This window comes from Caulobacter sp. 05T431 (genome assembly GCF_056665975.1).
The window spans coordinates 59,418-81,675 of the sequence record NZ_JBFTKU010000012.1 but is presented as its reverse complement, the minus strand read 5'-3'; the positions used below and the strand labels follow the sequence as shown (position 1 = coordinate 81,675).

General features: G+C 68.9%; 20 protein-coding genes. 11 read left to right on the top strand and 9 right to left on the bottom strand.

The window, feature by feature from the left end:
* Positions 1-23: 23 nt before the first annotated feature.
* Entirely contained in the window at positions 24-1,034 is a 1,011-nt protein-coding gene (locus AC1U89_RS12805; RefSeq protein WP_479900078.1) for a glycosyltransferase family 2 protein, read from the top strand.
* Positions 1,035-1,043: 9 nt separating this feature from the next.
* Here the strand turns inward: AC1U89_RS12805 and argE are convergent, their stop codons facing one another.
* Positions 1,044-2,249 carry an acetylornithine deacetylase gene (argE, locus tag AC1U89_RS12800; RefSeq protein WP_479900077.1) on the bottom strand — a complete coding sequence of 402 codons (1,206 nt, stop codon included), beginning with the start codon at positions 2,247-2,249 and terminating at the stop codon, positions 1,044-1,046.
* Between the two features lie 112 nt (positions 2,250-2,361).
* On the opposite strand from argE, the gene AC1U89_RS12795 reads away from it, so the two are divergent.
* The gene (locus AC1U89_RS12795; RefSeq protein ID WP_479900076.1) at positions 2,362-2,994 is read left to right on the top strand and encodes a glutathione S-transferase N-terminal domain-containing protein; all 633 of its coding nucleotides are present in this window, start codon (positions 2,362-2,364) and stop codon (positions 2,992-2,994) included.
* Between the two features lie 5 nt (positions 2,995-2,999).
* Here AC1U89_RS12795 and bamJ read toward each other — a convergent pair whose 3' ends face one another.
* Entirely contained in the window at positions 3,000-3,527 is a 528-nt protein-coding gene (bamJ, locus tag AC1U89_RS12790) for a BamJ family beta-barrel-assembly machinery protein (protein ID WP_479900075.1), read from the bottom strand.
* A gap of 172 nt (positions 3,528-3,699) precedes the next feature.
* Here bamJ and AC1U89_RS12785 point away from each other — a divergent pair, with 172 nt between their 5' ends.
* Complete coding sequence (locus AC1U89_RS12785; RefSeq protein ID WP_479900074.1) at positions 3,700-4,566, top strand: UTP--glucose-1-phosphate uridylyltransferase; 867 nt, start codon at positions 3,700-3,702, stop codon at positions 4,564-4,566.
* Between the two features lie 172 nt (positions 4,567-4,738).
* Here the strand turns inward: AC1U89_RS12785 and AC1U89_RS12780 are convergent, their stop codons facing one another.
* From AC1U89_RS12780 to tkt, 5 genes are all read right to left on the bottom strand, one after another.
* On the bottom strand, positions 4,739-5,941 hold the full coding sequence (locus AC1U89_RS12780; protein WP_479900073.1) for a threonine ammonia-lyase: 1,203 nt from the start codon (positions 5,939-5,941) through the stop codon (positions 4,739-4,741).
* Between the two features lie 100 nt (positions 5,942-6,041).
* Entirely contained in the window at positions 6,042-6,659 is a 618-nt protein-coding gene (locus AC1U89_RS12775) for a hypothetical protein (protein WP_479900072.1), read from the bottom strand.
* A 127-nt stretch (positions 6,660-6,786) separates the two neighbouring features.
* Positions 6,787-7,548, bottom strand: a complete 762-nt coding sequence (locus AC1U89_RS12770) for an ABC transporter ATP-binding protein (RefSeq protein ID WP_479900071.1) — start codon at positions 7,546-7,548, stop codon at positions 6,787-6,789.
* Positions 7,549-7,554: 6 nt separating this feature from the next.
* The gene (locus AC1U89_RS12765) at positions 7,555-8,331 is read right to left on the bottom strand and encodes an ABC transporter permease (protein ID WP_479900070.1); all 777 of its coding nucleotides are present in this window, start codon (positions 8,329-8,331) and stop codon (positions 7,555-7,557) included.
* Positions 8,332-8,612: 281 nt separating this feature from the next.
* Positions 8,613-10,574 (bottom strand): transketolase, encoded by a 1,962-nt coding sequence (gene tkt / locus AC1U89_RS12760; protein WP_479900069.1) that lies wholly within the window; start codon positions 10,572-10,574, stop codon positions 8,613-8,615.
* 200 nt (positions 10,575-10,774) lie between these two features.
* Between tkt and AC1U89_RS12755 the strand changes: the two genes are divergently transcribed.
* On the top strand, positions 10,775-12,829 hold the full coding sequence (locus AC1U89_RS12755; RefSeq protein ID WP_479900068.1) for an NAD(+) synthase: 2,055 nt from the start codon (positions 10,775-10,777) through the stop codon (positions 12,827-12,829).
* Between the two features lie 91 nt (positions 12,830-12,920).
* Positions 12,921-14,237 (top strand): mannose-1-phosphate guanylyltransferase, encoded by a 1,317-nt coding sequence (locus AC1U89_RS12750; protein ID WP_479900067.1) that lies wholly within the window; start codon positions 12,921-12,923, stop codon positions 14,235-14,237.
* On the opposite strand, the gene AC1U89_RS12745 is transcribed toward AC1U89_RS12750, so the two are convergent.
* Entirely contained in the window at positions 14,221-15,378 is a 1,158-nt protein-coding gene (locus AC1U89_RS12745; protein WP_479900066.1) for an AGE family epimerase/isomerase, read from the bottom strand. The two genes, AC1U89_RS12750 and AC1U89_RS12745, sit on opposite strands and share 17 nt — an antisense overlap.
* A 116-nt stretch (positions 15,379-15,494) precedes the next feature.
* Here AC1U89_RS12745 and AC1U89_RS12740 point away from each other — a divergent pair, with 116 nt between their 5' ends.
* From AC1U89_RS12740 to AC1U89_RS12720, 5 genes are all read left to right on the top strand, one after another.
* Entirely contained in the window at positions 15,495-16,031 is a 537-nt protein-coding gene (locus AC1U89_RS12740; protein ID WP_479900065.1) for a D-glycero-alpha-D-manno-heptose-1,7-bisphosphate 7-phosphatase, read from the top strand.
* A 74-nt stretch (positions 16,032-16,105) separates the two neighbouring features.
* Entirely contained in the window at positions 16,106-16,759 is a 654-nt protein-coding gene (fsa, locus tag AC1U89_RS12735) for a fructose-6-phosphate aldolase (protein WP_029909599.1), read from the top strand.
* A gap of 148 nt (positions 16,760-16,907) precedes the next feature.
* Positions 16,908-17,141 carry a hypothetical protein gene (locus AC1U89_RS12730; RefSeq protein ID WP_479900064.1) on the top strand — a complete coding sequence of 78 codons (234 nt, stop codon included), beginning with the start codon at positions 16,908-16,910 and terminating at the stop codon, positions 17,139-17,141.
* Between the two features lie 202 nt (positions 17,142-17,343).
* Positions 17,344-18,744, top strand: coding sequence for a pyridoxal-phosphate dependent enzyme (locus AC1U89_RS12725; RefSeq protein ID WP_479900063.1), 1,401 nt, complete (start codon positions 17,344-17,346; stop codon positions 18,742-18,744).
* Positions 18,745-18,833: 89 nt separating this feature from the next.
* Entirely contained in the window at positions 18,834-20,009 is a 1,176-nt protein-coding gene (locus AC1U89_RS12720) for a trans-sulfuration enzyme family protein (protein WP_479900062.1), read from the top strand.
* Here the strand turns inward: AC1U89_RS12720 and AC1U89_RS12715 are convergent.
* Positions 19,939-20,922, bottom strand: coding sequence for a mechanosensitive ion channel family protein (locus AC1U89_RS12715; RefSeq protein WP_479900061.1), 984 nt, complete (start codon positions 20,920-20,922; stop codon positions 19,939-19,941). The two genes, AC1U89_RS12720 and AC1U89_RS12715, sit on opposite strands and share 71 nt — an antisense overlap.
* Positions 20,923-21,068: 146 nt before the next feature.
* On the opposite strand from AC1U89_RS12715, the gene AC1U89_RS12710 reads away from it, so the two are divergent.
* Positions 21,069-22,229, top strand: a complete 1,161-nt coding sequence (locus AC1U89_RS12710) for a DegT/DnrJ/EryC1/StrS family aminotransferase (protein ID WP_479900060.1) — start codon at positions 21,069-21,071, stop codon at positions 22,227-22,229.
* Positions 22,230-22,258 lie beyond the last annotated feature (29 nt).

The following is a 22,258-nucleotide window of genomic DNA, read 5'->3' as shown; positions in this document are numbered from 1 at the left end:
CCTTCAATAGAGCAGTCGTGTCCATGAGCCTGTCGCCGCTCGTCAGCGTGATCGTCGTCTCCTACCAGAGCGGTCCGACGCTGGCGCGCTGCCTGGCGGCGCTGCGGGCTCAGACCTTCACCGATTTCGAGATCCTGCTGGTCGACAACGCCTCGACCGACGGCGCGCCCCAGGCCGCCGTGGCGGCCGACCCGACGATCCGGTTCCTGGAGCCAGGGGCCAATCTGGGCTTCGCGGCGGGCAACAACCTGGCGGCGCGGCAGGCCGGGGGGCGCTGGCTGGTGCTGTTGAACCCCGACGCCTACGCCCGGCCCGACTGGCTGGAGGCCCTGGTCGCCGGGACCCGTCGCCACCCCGAGGTGCATTGCTTCACCTCGCTGCAGATGGTGGCCGACGAGCCCGGCCTGATGGACGGGGCCGGCGACGTGATGACTTCGGCCGGCATCCCGTTCCGGGGCGGCTATCGCCGGCGGCGTCCGGACGCCCTGCCGGAGGGCGAGGTGTTCTCGGCCTGCGGGGCCGCCACCCTGATCGACCGCGAGCTGTTCCTGGGCCTGGGCGGCTTCGACGAGCGGTTCTTCTGCTATTGCGAGGACGTCGACCTGGGCTACCGCCTGCGGCTGGCGGGCGAGCCGACCCTGCTGCTGCCGGCGGCGGTGGTCGAGCACGTGGGATCGGCCAGCACCGGGGTGCGGTCGGACTTCTCGGTCTTCCACGGCTCGCGCAACCGTCTGTGGACCTTCCTGAAGAACACGCCGGGGCCGCTGCTGTGGCTGACCCTGCCGCTGCACGTGGCGGTGACGGCGGGCCTCTTGCTGCTGCACTGGCGGCGGGGCGACGCCGGTCCGGCCTGGCGGGGCGTCCGCGCGGCCCTGAAGTCCGAGGACCTCGACCCGATCCTGGCCTCGCGCCGCGAGGTCCAGGCCGCCCGCAAGGCCGGGTCGTTCGCCATCCTGCGGGTCATGGCCCTGGACCCGGTGGCCTTCTTCGGCCGGCGGCTGGTGATCCGGCCCTACCGGCCCTCGGCCCGATAAGGCGCCAGGTCAGGCCCGGGACAGGTCCTCGATCAGCCGGCGCATGAAGGCCGCGCCGCGCTCCATCTGGCTGATCTCGACATATTCGTCGGGCTGGTGGGCCTGGTCGATCGAGCCGGGGCCGCAGATCACGGTCGAGAAGCCCGCGCCCTGGAACTGGCCGGCCTCGGCGGCGTAGGGCACCACGCGGGGCGGGCCGTTGTCGCCGGCGATGCGGCGGGCGAAGGTCTCGGCCGCGCCGTCGACCTCGGGCGCGAAGGCGGGGGTCATTGAGCGGGTCTCGACCCGTACGCCGCCCTCGGGGGCCTTGGCCTTGATCTCGCCGTCGAGCTTGTCCGCCAGGGCGAAGAAATCGGCCAGGATCGCCTTGGGCTCCAGGCCCGCCGGGACGCGCAGGTCGAAGATGAACACGCACTCCCGCGCCAGGATGTTGACCGCCGTGCCGCCGTTGACCTGGCCGATGGTCAGGGTCGCGCCCTTGGGGGTGAACGGCGAGGCGGGGTCGGCCTCGCGCTCCAGCCGCTCGGACAGCTCGACCAGGTGGTTCATCAGCTTGATGGCGACCATGTTGGCCGAGACGCCCAGGTGGGTCAGGCTGGAATGGGCCTCGCGGCCGGTGACCGTGACGCGGAAGCTGGCGATGCCCTTGTGACCGCGCACGGCGACCATGTCGGTGGGCTCGCCCACCACCACCAGGGCCGGGCGCGGCAGTTCGTCGGCGATCACCGCGATCATGTCCGGCGCGCCCAGGCAGCCGACCTCCTCGTCATAGGAGAAGGCCAGGTGGACGGKGCGGTCCAGCTCGGCCCGGGCCAGGTCCGGCGCGGCGGCCAGGGCCAGGGCCAGGAAGCCCTTCATGTCGCAGGTTCCCCGGCCGTACAGCCGGCCGTCGCGTTCGGTCAGCACGAACGGGTCGCTGCTCCAGGGCTGGCCGTCGACCGGCACCACGTCGGTGTGGCCCGACAGCACGACGCCGCCCTCCACCGCCGGGCCGATGCTGGCCAGGAGGTTGCTCTTGGTCCCGTCGGCGTTGGGCACCCGGCGGGAGGCGACGCCCAGGTCCGCCAGATAGGCCTCGACCCACTCGACCAGGGCCAGGTTCGACAGGCGCGAGGTGGTGTCGAAGGCCACCAGGGTGGACAGGATGTCGACAGCGCGGGCGGCCAGGACTTCAGAGGACGCGGCGGGCGGCGCGGTTTGGGAGGACGGGACCATGGCGCGACCCTAGCGCGCCCGCCGGCCCGCGCCTACCGGGGCTGAGCCCCGATCGGCTCCGTTTGCGTTCTATGCTTCGACCCCGGACAGACAAGCCCTCGAAGGCGCCCCCATGATCGACCTCTACACCTGGACCACCCCCAACGGCCGCAAGATCCCCATCGCCCTGGAGGAGATGGGGCTGGACTACACGGTGCACCCGGTCGACATCGGCCAGAACCAGCAGTTCGCGCCCGATTTCCTCAGCATCTCGCCCAACAACAAGATCCCCGCCATCGTCGATCATGACGCGCCAGGCGGGCCGCAATCGGTGTTCGAGAGCGGGGCGATCCTGGTCTATCTGGCCGAGAAGACCGGCAAGCTCTTGGCCCCGTCGGGTCCCGACCGGGTGGCGGCGCTGGAATGGACCTTCTGGCAGGTGGGGGGCCTGGGACCGATGGCCGGCCAGCTGGGCTATTTCGCCCTGCGCGCGCCCGAACACATCGAGCTGGCCATCGACCGCTTCGCCGACGAGGTGCGGCGGCTGCTGGGCGTGATGGAGGGGCGACTGGAGAAGGTCCCCTACCTGGCCGGCTACGACTATTCGATCGCCGACATCGCCGCCTATCCCTGGACCGTGGCGGCCCTGGAGGGGCTGGAGAAGATCCAGCCCGACCGTCCGCCCCTGCCGGCGGTGCGGGCCTGGCTGGAACGGGTTGGCGAGCGGGCCGCCGTGCGGCGGGGCATGGCGGTGCCGAAGGTGTAGGCGCCCTAAACCGGCGCTTTCTGCTTGGGCGCCTGGATCTTCGTGGACAGCACGTCGATCAGCTCGATGCGGAAGATCATCACGCTGTTGCCGGGGATCGGGCCCTTGTCCTGGGCGCCGTAGCCCAGCTCCGGCGGCACGTAGAGCACCCACTCGTCGCCCGGCCGCATCATGATCAGGGCCTCCCGCCAGGCGGGCACCAGGCCCTGCAGCGGGAAGGACTCGGGGTGGCCGCGCTCGTAGGAGCTGTCGAACACCGTGCCGTCGACCAGCTTGCCCTCGTAGTTGACCTTGACCTCGTCGGTCGGGTTCGGCTTGGCGCCTTCGGGCGGGCCCGAGCGGACGATCTTGTACTGCAGGCCGTCGGCCAGGGTGACGACGCCCGGCTGCTTGGCGTTCTGGTTCATGAAGACCTGGGACGCGGCCAGGGTCTCCTGCTGCTTCTTGCTGGGGCCGCAGGCGGACAGGGCCAGGGTCGCGCCGAGGGCGGCGGCGAGGGCGAGTTTGGGGGCCAGCGCTAGGGGACGGACCATGGGACGACGGGCTCCGACGATTTTCCGTCCGTGCTAGACCATTTCGCGGTCTGTCGCGCGCCGATTTTGGGCGGCCCTCGTTTTGACACGGACAGTCAGAGAACAGTGGTGGCGCGAGATCGCGGCGCGCCCTAGAAACCGTCCCCACCCAGTGACCGCTCACGAGGCCCTCATGAAACCCGTCCGTAAAGCCGTCCTTCCCGTCGCGGGCTTCGGCACCCGGGTCCTGCCCGGCACCAAGACCACCCCGAAGGAGCTGCTCAACGTCGTGGACAGGCCGATCCTGTCCTACATCGTCGAGGAGGGACGCGCGGCGGGCATCGAGCACTTCGTCTTCGTGACGGGCCGCAACAAGGGCGCGATCGAGGACTATTTCGACCACCAGGTCGAGCTGGAGGCGGCGCTGGAGGCCAAGGGCAAGACCGCCCTGCTGAAGGAGCTGCGCGACGAGCTGCCCCGTCCGGGCGAGATGAGCTTCGTGCGCCAGATGGCCCCGCTGGGTCTGGGCCACGCCGTCTGGTGCGCCCGCGACATCATCGGCGACGAGCCGTTCGCCGTGATGCTGCCCGACATGGTGATGTCGGCCGGCAAGCCCGCCCTGGCCCAGGCCATCGAGGCCTATGACCAGAAGGGCGGCAACGTCGTCGTGGTCGAGCCGGCCCCCGAGGGCATGGCCCACCAGTACGGCATCGTCGCCCTGGACGGCCAGCAGGGCCGCCTGAACCGCATGACCGGCATGGTCGAGAAGCCGCCGAAGGGGACCGAGCCCTCGAACCTGTTCATCTCGGGCCGCTACATCCTGCAGCCGGAAATCTTCGACCTGCTGGAAAAGCAGGGCAAGGGCGCGGGCGGCGAGATCCAGCTGACCGACTCGATGCTGACCCTGCTGCAGACCCAGGACTTCCACGCCCTGGAATACGAGGGCGAAACCTATGACTGCGGCGACAAGATCGGCCTGCTGCGCGCCAACGTCGCCCTGGCCCTGAAGCGCCCGGACCTGGCCGACGCGGCGCGGGAAATGATCAAGGGGCTGCTGTAAAGCCTGATCCCTCTCCCCTTGCGGGAGAGGGTGGCCGCCGTAGGCGGTCGGGTGAGGGGTTGAAGAACGACAAAGCCRCGACAAGCCGAAAGGCCGGTCGCGGCTTTTGCTTTTGAGAGACCCCTCATCCGGCGCTTCGCGCCACCTTCTCCCGCAAGGGGAGAAGGAGAAACTACACCGCGCGCGGCGGGTAGCCCTTCTCGCGCAGGGCGTCCATGACGTCCTGGGTGTGCTGAGCGTCGCGGGTCTCGATGGTGATGTCGAACTCCGCGCCCTTGGCCGGCACGTCCAGGGCCAGGCGGTTGTGGTTGACCTCGATGATGTTGGCGCCCATGCCGCCGATCACGCTGGCCACCGTCGACAGCAGGCCCGGGCGGTCGTCGCCGACGATGCGCAGGGACACCAGGCGCTGGGCGCGCACCAGTTCACGGGTCAGGACCGAAGCCAGCAGGCGGGTGTCGATGTTGCCGCCGCACAGGATCAGGCCGCACTTCTTGCCGCGGAACCGCTCGGGATAGGCCAGCAGGGCGGCCAGCGAGGCCGCGCCGGCCCCTTCGGCGATGGTCTTCTCGACGTTGCAGTACAGGGCCACGGCCTGCTCGATGTGCGGCTCTTCCAGCAGCAGCACGTCGTCGATCAGCGGCCGGGCGACGCCGTAGGTCAGCTCGCCGACCTGCTTGACCGCCACGCCCTCGGCGATGGTCTGGCCGCCGCAATGGGCCGCCACGCCGCGCATCTTGGCGGTGAAGGACGGATACATGGCCGGCTCGCAGCCGATGATGTGGATGTCGGACTTGAGGGCCTTGGCCGCGGTGGCCACGCCGCTGATCAGGCCGCCGCCGCCGATCGGCACCGGCATGACCTCCAGGTCGGGGGCGTCCTCCAGCATCTCCAGGGCGATCGTGCCCTGGCCGGCCATGATGTCGTAGTCGTCGAACGGGTGGACGAAGGTCAGGCCCTGCTCGTCGCGCAGCTTGCGCGCGTGGGCGTTGGCGTCGTCATAGGTCTCGCCCTCGATGACCACCGTGGCCCCGAAGTCGCGGGTGTGCTGCACCTTGATGAACGGGGTGGTGCGCGGCATGACGATGGTCACCGGCACGCCCAGGCGGGCGCCGTGATAGGCCAGGCCCTGGGCGTGGTTGCCGGCGCTGGCGGCGATGACGCCCTTGGCCTTCTCGGCGTCCGACAGCAGCATCAGCTTGTTCAGCGCGCCGCGCTCCTTGTAGGCGGCGGTGAACTGCAGGTTCTCGAACTTCACCCACACCTCGGCGCCGGTGATCTTCGACAGCGTCTTGGAATAGCGGCAGGGCGTGCGCTCGATCTGACCGGCGAGACGGCCGGCGGCGGCGCGGATGGAGTCGATGTCGAGGGTCATGGGGACGCGTGCAACCTTGAAAAGGGGCGGGCCGGAACCCTGGAGGCTGTTTGCCCGCAACGCCGGGTCATGACAAGGCGCGGGCGTGTCGGGGGACCGTCTAGAACAGCTCGCGCTGGGCCCATCGCCACAGTTGGAGATCGTAGTCGTTGAGGGCTCGAAGACGTTCCACGACCGCGGGGTCCTCGGTTTCGATCGGCGGCCTGTTGGGCGTGACGTTGGCCTGGACGGGCGTCAGGCCTTCCGCGCCGAGCAAGGCGCTCAATCGCGCCAAGTCGGCGTCGATGGTGTTCCGGCGGCCCACCCAGAACGCCTGGCGCAGGGTCTCCTTGGCGTTCTCCAGCAGGGCGGGCAGGTCGTCCGGCGTGTCCAGCGCATGCCCGCCCAGCTGCCGGACCATGGTGTTGTGGAGGTTCCGCTTGGCGTCCTCCGTCTCGATCAGGTCCAGGATCGGCATCGCGCGGGCGTCGCGCGCCACGATCGACGACTCCGGCGGCAGGCTGCGGACGTAGTGGATGAAGGAAAGGCCCCGGTCGATGGGCTCCCGCAGCAAGGTGATCACGTCGCGGTCGGGAAACCAGCGGATCTGATCGGCCCGGCTGATATGGCCGCTGATCACGGGGAAGCCGTCGTAGCGGGCGGCCTCGGCCTCGGTCATGTAGGTCTGGGCGAACGGCTCCGAGCAGCTGCCAGGCCCCAGGGCCTGGTGCATGGTCATGCGAAGACTGGTGCCCGCCGTTTTCCCGATATGGATATGGACGAGCCGGGGTACGCGGAATTCAACCAAAACCATGCTCTTTTCGATCTCGGACGGGGCCAAAGCCGCGTCCGAGAATCGTTGTCGATTAGGCCGTTTGGGCTGAGTGCAGATCCGCTTCGTAGCGGGCGATCGTCTCGTTGACTTCGCCGAAGGCGATCAGCGAGCCCTTGTTGATGTAGGCGGCGTGGGTGCAGAACTCGCGGACGATCGCCAGCGAGTGGCTGGCCAGCACCAGGATGCGGGCCTTTTCCACGAAACGGCTGGTGCGMTCGTGGGCCTTGGCGACGAAGGCGCCGTCGCCGGCCGAGAGCCACTCGTCCATGATCAGCACGTCCGGATCGAAGGCCGTGGCGACCGCGAAGGTCAGGCGTCCGGCCATGCCGGCCGAATAGGTGCTGACCGGCAGGTCGATGAACTGGCCCAGGTCGGCGGTCTCGATGATCTCCGGCAGGCTTTCCTGGATCTCGGCCTTGCTCAGGCCGCGATAGTAGCCCAGCAGGAAGATGTTCTCGCGGCCGGTCACTTCGCTGTCGATGCCCAGGGCGGTGTTCAGCGCCGCGGACACCTTGCCGTTGATTCGCACCGAGCCCTTGGTCGGCGTGTAGACGCCGGCCAGCACCTTCATCAGCGTGGTCTTGCCCGCGCCGTTGGGGCCGATCAGCGCGACGCGCTCGCCGTCCTTGATTTTCAGCGAGATGTTCTGGAGGGCCCGGACCACCACGGTGGCGTCGCCCTTCGAGAACAACGTGCCGCCGACCGTGGACGGCATCAGCTTCTTTCGGAGTGAGCGTGCGTTCGCCGTGTAGATCGGCAGGTCCAGCGTCAGCCCTTGGACTTCAATAGACATCGAGATCTAGATCCAGAAAACGAGGAACCGACGGAAGTACACCATCACCAGGGCCGTGCAGGCGCCGCCGACGGCCAGCAGGCCGAGCGCCCAGCCGTAGCTCTCGATCGGGACGACCCCGTCGAACAGCGGGCTGCGGACCAGGTTGATCAGGTGGTTCAGGGGATTGAGCTTCAGGATGAGGTTGTTGGGGTCGACCTGCTTCGGCATCCAGATGATCGGCGTGATGAACAGCGCCAGCTGGGTGCCGTAGATCACGATCTGGCCCATGTCCCGGAAGCGCAGGCAGATGATGCCGATGCACAGCGAGACCCAGTAGAGGTTCAGGAGCAGCAGCAGCAGGCCCGGAATGGCCAGCAGCGCGACCGGGACGTTCACCGGGTGCCTGTAGTAGATGAAGGCCACGATCACCGGCACCACGCAGTGCGCCGCGACGATCAGGTTCCGCATCAGGCCCCGCAGCACGAAGCTGGTGTAGGGCACGCGGGTCGAGGTCATCAGGCCCGCGCCCACCAGGAAGATCGTCACGGACTCGTTCACGACCGTCGAGATGAAGTTCCAGACCAGCAGGCTGATGGCCAGGTACGGGATGAAGTCACCCGAGGCGACCTTGAGGATCCTCGAATACAGGATGCCGATACCCAGTATCGTCACGCCCAGGCCCAGCATCAGCCAGAGGGGACCGAAAGACGAGCGGCGATAGCGCTGCTTGATGTCTTGAAGACCGAGAAAAGCCCAGAGTCTCCAATTCAAAAAGCCCTGAACGAAATCCCAAGCGGCCATCCGCGGGCCATCGATCGCTGAAAAATTAATCTGCATGCTGAGTGTTCGATCTACCTGGCCGCTTGCAAACTATGTTTGAGTCTCGATCGCCGATGAGGCGAGCAACGCGCCGTAGCTACCACTGTCTAGGCTGTCCGCCTAGGGCTCAACATCGCGATCCGCGATCGTTGTCCTGGTCTCTGCGAGCGCGTTGTTTGTGCCGGACTTTTGGCCCTTTCTAAGGCCTTTAAGACGCATTTCCTTGAACTTTTGATCCATTATTTCGGAGCAGAACGGCGGGCCTAGCCCGCCGCGGCGGCCACCGCTTCGGCGGTGATGCCGAACTCCTTGTAGAGACGTTCGAACGGGGCGCTGGCGCCGAAGCCGGTCATGCCCACGAACTTGCCGTCCACCCCGATGAAGCGGTCCCAGCCCATGCGCACGGCGGCTTCGACGGCGACGCGAGTCGGCGCCTTGCCGATCACCGAGGCCTTGTAGGCGTCGGTCTGCTGCTCGAAGAGCTCCCAGCAGGGGGTCGAGACGACGCGGGTCGGCTTGCCCTGGGCCTGCAGGATGTCGCGCGCCGCCACGGCGACCGAGACCTCGGTGCCAGAGGCGAAGATCGTCACGGCCGCCTCGCCGCCCTCGGCGGCCAGCAGCTCGTAGGCGCCCTTGGCCGAGCGGTTCTCGTCGGCGTCGCCGCGGACGCCGGGGACCTTCTGGCGCGACAGGCACATGACCGACGGGGTGGTCTCGTGCTGCAGGGCGATCTTCCAGCATTCGGCGGTCTCGACCGCGTCGGCCGGACGGAAGACCAGCAGGTTCGGGATGGCGCGCAGGGACGCCACGTGCTCGACCGGCTGGTGGGTGGGGCCGTCCTCGCCCAGGCCGATGGAGTCGTGGGTCATCACGTGGATCACCCGGGCCTGCATCAGGGCGCCCAGGCGGATGGCCGGGCGGCTGTAGTCGGCGAAGGCCAGGAAGGTGCCCGAATAGGGGATGACGCCGCCGTGCAGGGCCATGCCGTTCATGGCCGCGGCCATGCCGAACTCGCGCACGCCGTAGTGGACGTAGCGGCCGGCGTAGTCGGGGGCGTCGAACGGCTTCATGCCCTTGACGAAGGTGTTGTTCGAACCCGTCAGGTCGGCCGAGCCGCCGACCATGTCGATGACGGTCGGGATCAGCTGGTCCAGGGCCGCGCCCGAGTGCACGCGCGTGGCGTTGCCCGGCTTGGTCCTGGCGGCCTCGGCGATGTGGGCGTCCAGGGCCTTGAAGGCGTCGGCGGGCAGCTGGCCCTTCATGGCGCGGGCGAAGTCGTCGGCCAGGGGCGAGGCCTTGACCACGGCTTCCCAGGCCTTGCGGACGCGGGCGCCGCGGCGGCCGATGCTCTTCCAGGCCTTGGCGATGTCGTCCGGCACCGTGAACGGCGCGGCGTCCCAGCCCATGGCCAGGCGCGCGTCGCGGATCTGGTCGTCGAACAGGGTGTAGCCGTGGCTGTGGGGGTCGCCTTCCTTGGGGCCGGCGCCCTTGGAGATCAGGGTCTTGCAGGCGATCAGGGTCGGCTTGTCCTGCTTGGTCGCCCAGCGCAGGGCGGCGGCGATCTTGCCGTGGTCGTGGCCGTCGACGGCCTTGACCGCCCAGCCGGCGGCCTTGAAGCGGGCCAGCTGGTCGCCGGTCTCGGCGATGGTGGCCTCGCCGTCGATGGTGGTGTTGTTGTCGTCGAACAGCACCGTCAGCTTGTTGAGCTTCAGGCGGCCGGCGATAGAGATGGCTTCGTGGCTGACGCCCTCCATCAGGCAGCCGTCGCCGGCGATCACCCAGGTGCGGTGGTCGACGACGTCCTTGCCGAAGCGGGCGGCCAGGTGAGCTTCGGCCATGGCCATGCCGACGGCGGTGGCCAGGCCCTGGCCCAGCGGGCCGGTGGTGGTCTCCACGCCCGGGGTGTGGTGCACCTCGGGGTGACCCGGGGTCAGCGAGCCCCACTGACGGAAGTTCTCGATCTCCTTCATCGTCACGGCCTTGAAGCCGGTCAGATGGAGCAGGGAATAGAGCAGCATCGAGCCGTGGCCGGCCGACAGCACGAAGCGGTCGCGGTCGGCCCAGTCGGGCTTGGACGCGTCGAACTTCAGGAACTTGCCCCACAGCACCGTGGCGACGTCGGCCATGCCCATGGGCATGCCCTGGTGGCCGGACTTGGCCTTGTGGACGGCGTCCATGGAAAGGACGCGGATCGCGTCGGCCATCTTGACGGGCGAAACGGGCATGGGAGTTCCGGGTTGTTCTTGTTTTGCGGGGCTGCGCGAGGCGGCGAGTCGCACGATGACCCCCGTGGGTCAACCCGCCAGCCATCGGCTCGAGACCTACCGGCGTCGTCGCGTGGGCGCTATGCAACAACGTCCGCAGGCGTTATAGCTGGGGACAGACTTATGCTCATTTTTAGCATAACCTCGAAAGGCCGGGTCGCTTGAGTTCTCCCTCGTTCTTCTCGCCCTACCGCCATGGCTTCGTCCGGGTGGCCACCGCGGTTCCCAAGGTTCGGCTGGCCGATCCCGCCGCCAACGCGCAAAGCGCGCTGGCCCTGGCGCRCCAGGSCCACGACGCCGGCGTCGCCGTGCTGGTGCTGCCCGAGCTGGGCCTGACCGGCTACACGATCGACGACCTCTTGCAGCAGGACGCCCTGCTCGACGCCGTCGAGGCGGCGATCGCGACCTTGGCCCAGGAGAGCGCGTCGCTCTCGCCGCTGGTGGTGGTGGGCGCGCCGCTGCGCGACAACGGCCGGCTCTACAACACCGCCGTCGCCATCCAGGGCGGCCGGGTGCGGGCGGTGGTCCCCAAGAGCTTCCTGCCCAACTACCGCGAATTCTACKAACGCCGCTGGTTCACGCCGGGCGCGGGGGTGGTCGGCCGCACCCTGGACCTGGCCGGCCAGGCCGTGCCGTTCGGGACCGACATCCTGCTGCGCAACGCTCCAAGCCCTGCGGGGGACGTCGCCTTCACCGTCGGGATCGAGATCTGCGAGGACGTCTGGACCCCCGCGCCGCCCAGCACCGCCCAGGCCATGGCCGGGGCCGAGATCCTGCTGAACCTGTCGGCCAGCAACATCACCATCGGCAAGTCCGAAACCCGCAGTCTGCTGTGCGCCAGCCAATCGGCGCGGGCCGTGGCGGCCTATGTCTATTCGGCGGCCGGCGCGGGCGAGAGCTCGACGGACCTGGCCTGGGACGGCCATGTCGACATCCATGAGATGGGGACCCTGCTGGCCCAGAGCCCGCGGTTCTCGACCGGACCGGTGATGGCGATCGCGGACGTCGACGTCCAGCGGCTGCGCCAGGAGCGGATGCGGGTGGGCAGCTTCGGCGACGCCATGGCCCTGAACCCGCCCGAAACGCCGTTCCGGATCGTGTCGCTCGACTTCACCCCGCCGGCCGGCGACCTGGCCCTGGCGCGGCCGATCGAGCGCTTCCCGTTCACCCCGTCCGACCCCGCCAAGCTGGCCGAGAACTGCTACGAGGCCTACAACATCCAGGTCCAGGGCCTGGCCCGCCGCGTCGAGGCCACCGGCTCCAAGAGCCTGGTGATCGGGGTCTCGGGCGGGCTGGATTCGACCCACGCCCTGATCGTCGCCGCCAAGGCCATGGACCAGCTGGGCCGGCCGCGTTCGGACATCCGCGCCTACACCCTGCCTGGCTTCGCCACCTCCGAGGGCACCAAGTCGAACGCCTGGAAGCTGATGCGAGCCATGGGCGTCACGGCCGAGGAACTCGACATCCGCCCGGCGGCCCAGCAGATGCTGGCCGACCTGGGCCACCCGTTCGCCAAGGGCGAGCCGGTCTATGACGTGACCTTCGAGAACGTCCAGGCGGGCCTGCGCACCGACTACCTGTTCCGCCTGGCCAACCATCACCGCGGCATGGTGGTGGGCACCGGCGATCTGTCGGAACTGGCCCTGGGCTGGTGCACCTACGGGGTCGGCGACCAGATGAGCCATTACAACCCCAATTCCGGGGTGCCAAAGACCCTGATCCAGCACCTGATCCGCTTCGTGGCGGCCTCGGGCGACGTGGACGCGGCGACCAGCGACCTCCTGGAAGACATCCTGGCCACGGAGATCTCGCCGGAACTGGTGCCGGGCGAGACGGTCCAGGCCACCGAAAGCTTCGTGGGGCCCTACGCTCTGCAGGACTTCAACCTCTACTACCTGACCCGCTACGGCATGGCGCCGTCCAAGATCGCCTTCCTGGCCTGGACCGCCTGGCAGGACGCGGCGGCCGGGGCGTGGCCGGTCGGGACGCCCGATTCCGCCAGACGCGCCTACGACCTGGCCGAGATCAAGCGGTGGCTGGAGCTGTTCCTGAAGCGGTTCTTCGCCAACCAGTTCAAGCGCTCGGCCATGCCCAACGGTCCGAAGATCTCGTCGGGCGGCGCGCTGTCGCCGCGCGGCGACTGGCGCATGCCGTCGGACGCGACGGCGGACGCCTGGCTGGCGGAACTTCACGCCGGAACGCCCGTTCAAGCTTAAGCACGGCCAGGTTCAATAGGCCTCTGGTCCTCGGGGAGCGATGTGCTACCTCACGGCCTATAGAATGACAGCGCCAGGTTTAGGGGGAGTCTTGACCGCCATCTTTCCGGTAATCCTCTGCGGAGGATCGGGGACCCGTCTCTGGCCGGCCTCGCGCGCGGACCGTCCCAAGCAGTTCCTGAAGCTGATCGGCGACCGGTCCAGCTTCCAGGACACCATCCTGCGGGTCATGGACCTGCCGGGCGCGGACGAGATCGTGGTGGTCACCGGCCAGGCCATGGCCGAGCTGGTCGAGCGCCAGGCGCTGGAACTGGGCGTCAGGCTGACCGTGATCATCGAGCCCGAGGCCCGGGATTCCGCGCCGGCCATCGCGGCGGCGGCGGCCTATGTGCAGTCGATCTCGCCCGACGGCGTGATGCTGATGCTGGCGGCCGACCACCACATCGCCGAACCGGAGATGTTCCGCGAGGCGGCCATGGTGGCCGTCGACGCGGCCAGGACCGGCCTGATCGTGACCTTCGGCGTGCAGCCGACCTCGCCCGCGACGGGCTTCGGCTACATCAAGCCGGGCGAGCTGCTGCCGGGCGGGGTCAAGGCCGTGGCGGCGTTCGTCGAGAAGCCCGACCTGGCCAAGGCCAAGGCCTATATCGAGGACGGCTACTACTGGAACAGCGGCAACTTCGCCTTCACGGCCGGGACGCTGCTGCACGAGCTGACCACCTTCGAGCCGGCGATCCGCGACGGCGCGGTCGCGTCGGTGGGCAAGGGCCGGCGCGACGGCGTGCGGCTGTTCCTGGACCGCGAGGCGTTCGCCACCACCACCAAGAAGTCGCTCGACTACGCGGTCATGGAGCGCACGACCCGCGCCGCCGTGGCGCCGGCGGCCTTCACCTGGTCGGACCTCGGCGCCTGGGACGCGATCTGGGAAGCCTCGATCCGCGACGGCGCCGGCAACGCGGCCAGCGGCGACATCCATCTGATCGACGCCAAGAACGTGCTGGCCCGGTCCACGGGCCCGTTCGTGGGCGCGATCGGCGTGCAGGACCTCCTGATCGTCGCCGAGCCCGATGCGGTGCTGATCTGCCGTCGCGACGACGCCCAGGCGGTCAAGACCCTGGTCGACGTGCTCAAGGCCAGCGGTCGCGACATCGCCATGCGCCACGCCATCGCCTTCAGCGGCGGCGTCGAGCGCCAGCCGGTGACCAGCACGTCCGAGGCGACGGTGCAGCTGTGGCGCATGGAGGCCGGGGCCGTGGCCGACCTGCCGGCGTGCTCGATCCAGGTGCTGGACGGCGAACTGGTCGGGGCTTCGGAGACCTACGCCGCCGGGGCCCGCGAGGACCTCCGCTCGCCCCTGCTGGTCAAGGCCGGCGTGGCGACCACGCTCCTGGTCACAGTCTGGCGCTGACCGCCCGGTCCAGTTCCAGGATCGCGCAGACGATGTGGTAGAACGAGCTGGCGGGCGCGGCTTCGTCGACGAAGGTCCCGTCGGCCTGGAGCTTGTCCCGCCACAGGCCCTTCACCGGCACGTCGAAATACTTGATCAGCCCCTCGGCGCCCTCGGCGGCGGTGGTCCACCAGCGGTCGTCGCCGGTCGTCAGGGCGGCCAGCACCCCGGCCTTGATCCGCTCGGTCTGGGCCCACAGCCGCGCGACGTCGTCGTGCACGCTCATGTCGTCCAGCAGCGAGAAGATCGCCACGCCGCGGGCCGGGTCGACGCCGGGGCCGTCGCCGATGGCGATCATCCGCAGGGCGGCGGCGATCGCGTCGTCGCGCCCGGCCAGCTTGCCCCAGCGCAGCAGAAGCCAGGCCCATTCGAACTGGTGGCCGGGCTCGACGATMCGGCCCTGGACGCCGGGGGCGGGGTTCCAGTCGCCGTCATAATATTCGCGCAGGCCGCCGCTCTTCGGGTCGATGAACTTGGCCAGGGCCAGTTCGGCGATCTCGTCGGCCATGGCGCGCCATTGGGCGTCGCCGCCGGCCTCCACCCAGGCCAGGCTGGCCTCGAACAGGTGCATGTGCGGGTTGGACAGCAGCGGCAGGGTGCGCGGGACGCTTTCCTCGAAGCCCGCCACGGGGTGCTTCAGMGTGGCGTAGAGGGCGTCGCGCAGGCTGATCGCCAGGGCCGGCAGGTCGGCGCGGTCGGGCAGCACCGAGCTGGCCATGGCCAGGCCGAACAGGCCGAAGGCCTGGTCGTAGAGGTCGACCTTGTCGTCCAGGGGCGAGCCGTCGCTGGCCACCAGGGTGCGCATGAACCCGTCCGGACGGCGGTACTTGCTCAGATAGAAGTCCAGCCCGTGCTCCAGGGCCTGCTTCCACGGGCCGTTCCAGCCCAGCAGACCGGCCACGGCGTAGGAATAGATCTGGCGCGGCTGGACCCGGGCCCGGCGCGGGGCCTCCACCGGCGTCCCGTCCAGGGCGATCTTCTCGAAGAACCCGCCCTGGACCTTGTCGGCGCCGACCTCCCACCAGACCGGGAAGGCGTGCTCAAGGGCCCAGGCCTTGAGCTCGTCGCGCAGGCGGACGAGGCGGGCGAAGTCGTCGGTCATCGGTGATCCTTGGGCGGGCCGGAAGCTGGGGCCGTTCTAGGCCGTCGAGGCCGGGTTCGCCAACCCCGCGGGTCCCGCGCCTTGTCGTGTCGCCGGCCCTGGCGTAAGGCGGGACCATGTCCGGAAAAGCGCCGCTGAAAGCCGTCTTCTTCGATCGCGACGGGGTGCTGAACCTCGACCACGGCTATGTCTGCGAGCCCGAGCGGCTGGACTGGGTGGAGGGCGCGCGCCAGGCGGTGGCGGCGCTGAACGCGGCGGGCGTCAAGGTGCTGGTCGTCACCAACCAGTCGGGCGTGGCGCGGGGCTATTTCACCGAGGCCCAGGTCGACCTCTTCCACGACGCCCTGCAGGCCGGCCTGGCCGAGGTCGGTGGCCGCATCGACGCCTTCTATGTGGCGCCCCATCACGAGGACGCCGTCGACGAGCGCTATCGCCATCCCGACCATCCCGACCGCAAGCCCAATCCCGGCATGATCCTGCGCGGCCTGGCCGACTGGTCTCTGGCGCCCGAGGAGACCGTGCTGGTCGGCGACAAGGGCTCGGACGTCGAGGCCGCCCGGCGGGCGGGGGTCGAAGGGCTGCGGTTCCGGGGCGGCGACCTGCTGGCCTTCCTGCGCGAAAGCCTGGGCGAGCGGTTTCCGTCCGACGCCTAGGGACTTTCCCCGCTTGGCGCGGACGGCCCGGACGGATAAACGAGCCTGAAACCCCCAAAACAAAGCGCAGACCCATGCAGATCTTCCTCGACAGCACCGACACCAAGGTCATCGCCGACCTGGCCGCCACCGGCCTGGTGGACGGGGTGACCACCAACCCGACCCTGATCGCCAAGGCGGGCCGTCCGATGCTCGAGGTGATCGCCGAGATCTGCGACCTGGTGCCGGGCCCGATCAGCGCCGAGGTCGCCGCCACCACCGCCGACGCCATGATCGCCGAAGGCAAGAAGCTGGCCGGCATCGCCCCGAACGTGGTGGTCAAGATCCCGCTGACCCGCGACGGCCTGATCGCCTGCGCCGCCTTCGCCGGCGAGGGCATCTCGACCAACGTCACCCTGTGCTTCTCGCCGACCCAGGCCCTGCTGGCCGCCAAGGCCGGCGCGACCTTCGTCTCGCCGTTCATCGGCCGCCTGGACGACTACGGCTTCGACGGCATGGACCTGATCCGCGACATCCGCGCCATCTACGACAACTACGGCTACGAGACCGAGATCCTGGCCGCCTCGGTGCGCAACGTCGCCCACGTCAAGGACGCGGCCATCGTCGGCGCCGACGTGGTGACCATCCCGCCGGCGGTGTTCGGCGACCTGTTCAAGCACCCGCTGACCGACAAGGGCCTGGAGCAGTTCCTGAAGGACTGGGCCGGCACCGGCCAATCCATCCTGTAATGGCGATCCTCTAGGTCGACCGGACCCTGTTCGATTCCTGTGCGGCCCCGGAGAAATCCGGGGCCGTTTCATTTTTGCACCTGCGAAGGTTGTTCGCATTTGCGAGTTCGTGCGTTAAGCTCCCAGTAACCGCTTTCGGGAGCGCGCCATGAACGCCGCCGACATCGCCGTCGAGATCTGCATCGCCTCCGCCGAGGAGGCCCTGCGCTTCTCGGGATTCGTCCGGGACTTCCTGGCCCGCAACGGCTTCCCCTTCGTGATGATCCACGACGCCCCGGACCTGTCGGGCGAGCGCCGCAAGGTGGTGTTCGAGGACGCCGTGGTGGGCCGCAAGTTCGCCCGCGAATGGCGGATGGATCGGCTCGGCGCCTGCGGAGCATGAGCCTTTAGCCTCACGACGTGAGGCGTCTAAAAGGCTCAAATCAAACATCTAGAGCGTGGCAGGCGCCGAAACCGCTCACACTTTCGGCTGCCACGCTCTTGGCCCCGTAAGGGGTTGCGGCCAAGCTCGCGTAACGGTGTTTGCGCTTTCACGAAACGGGCCTAGATAGGGAGATCATTTCTCTCTGTCGCCGAGTTGCGCCATGAACGACCCCAAATCCGCCCTTCCCCCGGTCGTCGGTTCCGCGCTCGATCTGATCGGCCGCACGCCGATGATCGAGGTGCGCAACCTCGACACCGGCCCCTGCCGGCTGTTCCTGAAGCTGGAGAACCAGAACCCCGGCGGCTCGATCAAGGACCGGGTGGCCCGCTCGATGATCGAGGCGGCCGAGGCCGACGGCAGCCTCAAGCCGGGCGGCACGATCATCGAGGCCACGGCCGGCAATACGGGTCTGGGCTTGGCCCAGGTAGCGACCCTGAAGGGCTACAAGCTGATTCTGGTGGTGCCCGACAAGATGGCCCGCGAGAAGATCCTGCACCTGCGGGCCATGGGCGTGGACGTGCGCCTGACCCGCAGCGACGTCGGCAAGGGCCATCCGGAATACTACCAGGACATGGCCCAGACCCTGGCCCAGTCGATCCCCGGCGCGATCTACGTCAACCAGTTCGAGAACCCGGCCAACCCGAGGGCCCACGAGACCACGACCGCGCCCGAGATCTTCGAGCAGATGGACGGCGACGTCGACGCGGTGGTGGTTGGCGTCGGCTCGGGCGGCACCCTGACGGGCATCGGCCGGTTCATGGCCGCCCATTCGCCCAAGACGCAGATGGTGCTGGCCGACCCGGTCGGCTCGATCCTCTGCGAATATGTGGCGACCGGCAGCTACGGCGAGGCCGGCTCGTGGATCGTCGAGGGCATCGGCGAGGACTTCATCCCGGCCGTGGCCGAGATGGGCTTCGTCAAGCACGCCTATTCGATCAGCGACCGCGAGAGCGTCGACACCGCCCGCCTGCTGCTGCGCAAGGAGGGCGTGCTGGCCGGCTCGTCCTCGGGCACCTTGCTTGCCGCGGCCCTGCGCTACTGCCAGGCCCAGACCGAGCCCAAGCGCGTGGTCACCCTGGTCTGCGACACGGGCGCCAAGTACCTGACCAAGATGTTCAACGACATGTGGCTGGCCGCCCACGRCTTCGACCAGCGCGAGCTGCACGGCGACCTGCGCGACCTGATCGCCAAGCGCTACGCCGACGGCGGCGTGATCGCCATCGGGCCCGACGACACCCTGCTGACCGCCTACAACCGCATGCGCAGCGGCGACATCAGCCAGCTGCCGGTGGTGGACCATGGCAAGCTGGTCGGCATCCTGGACGAGAGCGACATCCTGGCCGCCGTCGAGGGCGCGGACGACGATCGCGGGCCCAAGTTCAAGACCAAGGTCGGCAAGGCCATGACCAAGGCCGTCAACACGCTGCAGTCCACGCAAGGCGTCGACGCCCTGCCCGAGGTCTTCGACCGCGACGAGGTGGCCCTGGTCTGCGACGGCGACGAGTTCGTCGGGGTGATCACCCGCGTCGACTTGATCAACCACCTGCGCATGGCCAGCTAGGCCGAGCGCCCATCCGTCCGCTTGTCGGACGCGCTCGCCCGCACCACTCTCCACGTCGCGCCCCGCCGCGCGGCGTCCAAGGACTTTCCATGACCGAGATCCCCGGCAAGAACCGCCTGGCCTTCGCCACCCGCACCATCCACGGCGGCCAGTTCCCCGATCCGACGACCGGGGCGGTGATGGTGCCGATCTACGCGACCTCGACCTACGTCCAGTCCAGCCCGGGCGAGCACAAGGGCTTCGAGTACAGCCGCAGCCACAATCCCACCCGCTTCGCCTTCGAGCGCTGCATCGCCGACCTGGAGAGCGGGACCGCCGGCTTCGCCTTCGCCTCGGGCCTGGCGGCGGCCTCGACGATCCTGGAGGTTCTGGACAGCGGCGCGCACGTGATCGCCAGCGACGACCTCTACGGCGGCTCGTTCCGGCTGTTCGACAAGGTGCGCAAGCGCTCGGCCGGCCTGACCTTCAGCTTCGTCGACATGGGCGACCTGGCGGCCATCGAGGCGGCGATCACGCCTGCCACGAAGATGATCTGGGTCGAGACGCCCACCAACCCGATGCTCCGCCTGGCCGACCTGTCCGGCATCGCGGCTCTGGCGAAAAAGCATGGCCTGATCACCGTGGCGGACAACACCTTCGCCAGCCCGTTCGTCCAGCGGCCGCTGGAGCTGGGCTTCGACATCGTCATGCACTCGGCCACCAAGTACCTGAACGGTCACTCCGACGTGGTGGCGGGCGTGGCGGTGGTTGGCGACAACGCCGAGATCGCCGAGAAGCTGAAGTTCCTGCAGAACGCGGTCGGCGCGGTGCTGGGCCCGTTCGACAGCTTCCTGGCCCTGCGCGGCGTCAAGACCCTGGCCCTGCGCATGCAGCGGGCCTGCGACAGCGCCCTGGCCATCGCCAAGTGGCTGTCCACCCGCAAGGACGTCGAGCGGGTGATCTATCCGGGCCTGCCCAGCCACCCGCAGCACGAGCTGGCCAAGCGCCAGATGCTGGGCGGCTTCGGCGGGATCATCTCGGTGGAGCTGAAGGGCGACGTGAACACCGCCAAGCGGATGCTGGAGCGCACGCGGCTGTTCACGCTGGCGGAAAGCCTGGGCGGGGTCGAGAGCCTGATCGAGCATCCGGCCATCATGACCCACGCCTCGATCCCGGCCGATCAGCGCGCCGCGCTCGGCATCTCCGACACCCTGATCAGGCTGTCGGTGGGGATCGAGGACTGCGAGGACCTGATTGCCGACCTCTCCGAGGCTTTGGCAACCTGAACAGGTGATGCCCGGCGTCGCCGGGCATGGCCGGCGACGGGTCCGGCGCCTTGGACTTGCGCGGCGGCGGCAGCTCCCGCGTCGGGTCCTCGGCCCAGAGGTGGGCGGCCAGCATCAGGTCGGTCTTGACCGGGCCGTAGTCCTCCTTGGCGGTCCAGACGCGGATCGCGGCCTGGGCGAAGGCTTCGCTGAGGTCGACGACCTCGATCATCACCGCCGGGTCCTTGCGCACCCGCGGGTCGCCCTCGGCCCGCTCGCGCATCTTCTGCAGCACCGTGACCAGGTCGGTCTTCAGCGGCACCTTGAACACCACGTCCGCGCGCCGATTGCGGTGGGTCGAGTAGTTGAGGATGACGTCGCCGAACACCTTGCTGTTGGGGATCATCACCTTGACGTTGTCGGGGGTGGCGATCTCGGTGAACAGCAGGTCCAGCGACTTGACCGTGCCCTGGCGGGTCGAGGTCTCGATCACGTCGCCCACCTTGTAAGGGCGGAACAGCAGGATCATCACGCCGGCCGCCACGTTGGACAGCGCGCCCTGCAGGGCCAGGCCGATGGCCAGGGAGGCCGCGCCCAGCACGGCGATGATCGAGGTGGCCTGCACGCCCAGCTGCTGCAGCACCGCCACCAGGCCCACGGCCACCACGGCGTAGCGCACCAGGGACGAGACGAAGCTCTCCAGCGTCGGGTCGGGGTTCTTGCGATGCACCCGGCCCAGGGCGCGCCGGGCCACGCCCGCCAGCCACCCGGCGATCCAGAAGGTCAGGACCAGGATCAGGGTGGCGACCACCAGGTTCACCGCCAGCTTGCCCAGCCAGTCGAGGAAATGCCCGAACATCGTCTCGTCGGCTTTCACATTGGCAAGGGAGGGGAGCGTGGCGTCGGCGGGGATCAGGGTCGGCTTGGTCTGCATGAATCTCTCGATGGCGCCCCCGCGCCGACCCGTCAACGAACCAGGACATCGACGCGTTCCGCCACGGCCGCGCTTCGTTCCCTGGAAACACTCGGTTACATCAATTGGCTCGAAACCGTCGCAAACCGCCTCTAAGAGCGCCGCCCATGAGCATGTCCTTCATCGACCTCGCCGCGCAGCAGCGCCGGATCCGCGCCAAGATCGACACGGCGATCGCCGCCGTGCTCGACAGCGGCGCCTATGTGATGGGCCCGCAGGTGCGCGAGTTCGAGGCCAAGCTGGCGGCGTTCGGCCAGGCCAAGCTGGCCCTGTCCTGCGCCAACGGCACCGACGCCATCGMCCTGCCGCTGATGGCCTGGGGGATCGGTCCCGGCGACGCGGTGTTCTGCCCGTCCTTCACCTTCGCCGCCACGCCGGAAGTCGTGCCGTGGGTGGGGGCGACGCCGGTGTTCGTCGACGTCCTGCCCGACACGTTCAACCTCGACCCCGCCAGGCTGGAAGCCGCGATCGCCGGCGTGAAGGCCGAAGGCAAGCTGACCCCCAAGGTGGTGATCGCCGTCGACCTGTTCGGCCAGCCCGCCGACTATCCGGCGATCAAGGCCATCTGCGACCGCGAAGGCCTGAAGCTGATCTCCGACAGCGCCCAGGGCTTCGGCTGCACCCTGGACGGCAAGCATCCGCTGCACTGGGCCGACGTCGCCACCACCAGCTTCTTCCCGGCCAAGCCCCTGGGCTGCTACGGCGACGGCGGCGCGGTGCTGACCAACGACCAGGACCTGTGGGACCTGATGGACAGCTTCCGGGTGCACGGCAAGGCCGTGGCCCCCGACCTGGTGGGCCGCACCTTCGACCACGACACCAAGTACCTGAACACCCGCATCGGCATGAACTCGCGTCTGGACACCATCCAGGCGGCGATCCTGATCGAGAAGCTGGCCATCTTCCAGGAAGAGATCGACCTGCGGCAGGGGGTGGCGAACCGCTACGCCGAGGGCCTGAAGGGCGCGGTCATCGCCACGCCCAAGGTCATCGACGGCGGCGTCTCGGTCTGGGCCCAGTACGTGATCGAGCACGACGACCGCGACGGCCTGGCCGCCCACCTGAAGACGCAGGGGATCCCGACGGCGGTCTATTATCCGGTGCCCATGCACGTGCAGGCGCCCTATGCCGACTTCCCGCGCGGGGCCGGCGGCCTGCCGGTGACCGAGGCCAAGGCCGAGACCGTGCTGGCCCTGCCGATGCACCCGTATCTGGCGGAAAGCGACCAGCAACGCATCATCGACGCGATCCGGGCGTTCAACGGCTAAGCCGCGCCCCATTCCGGCCGCACCCGGCG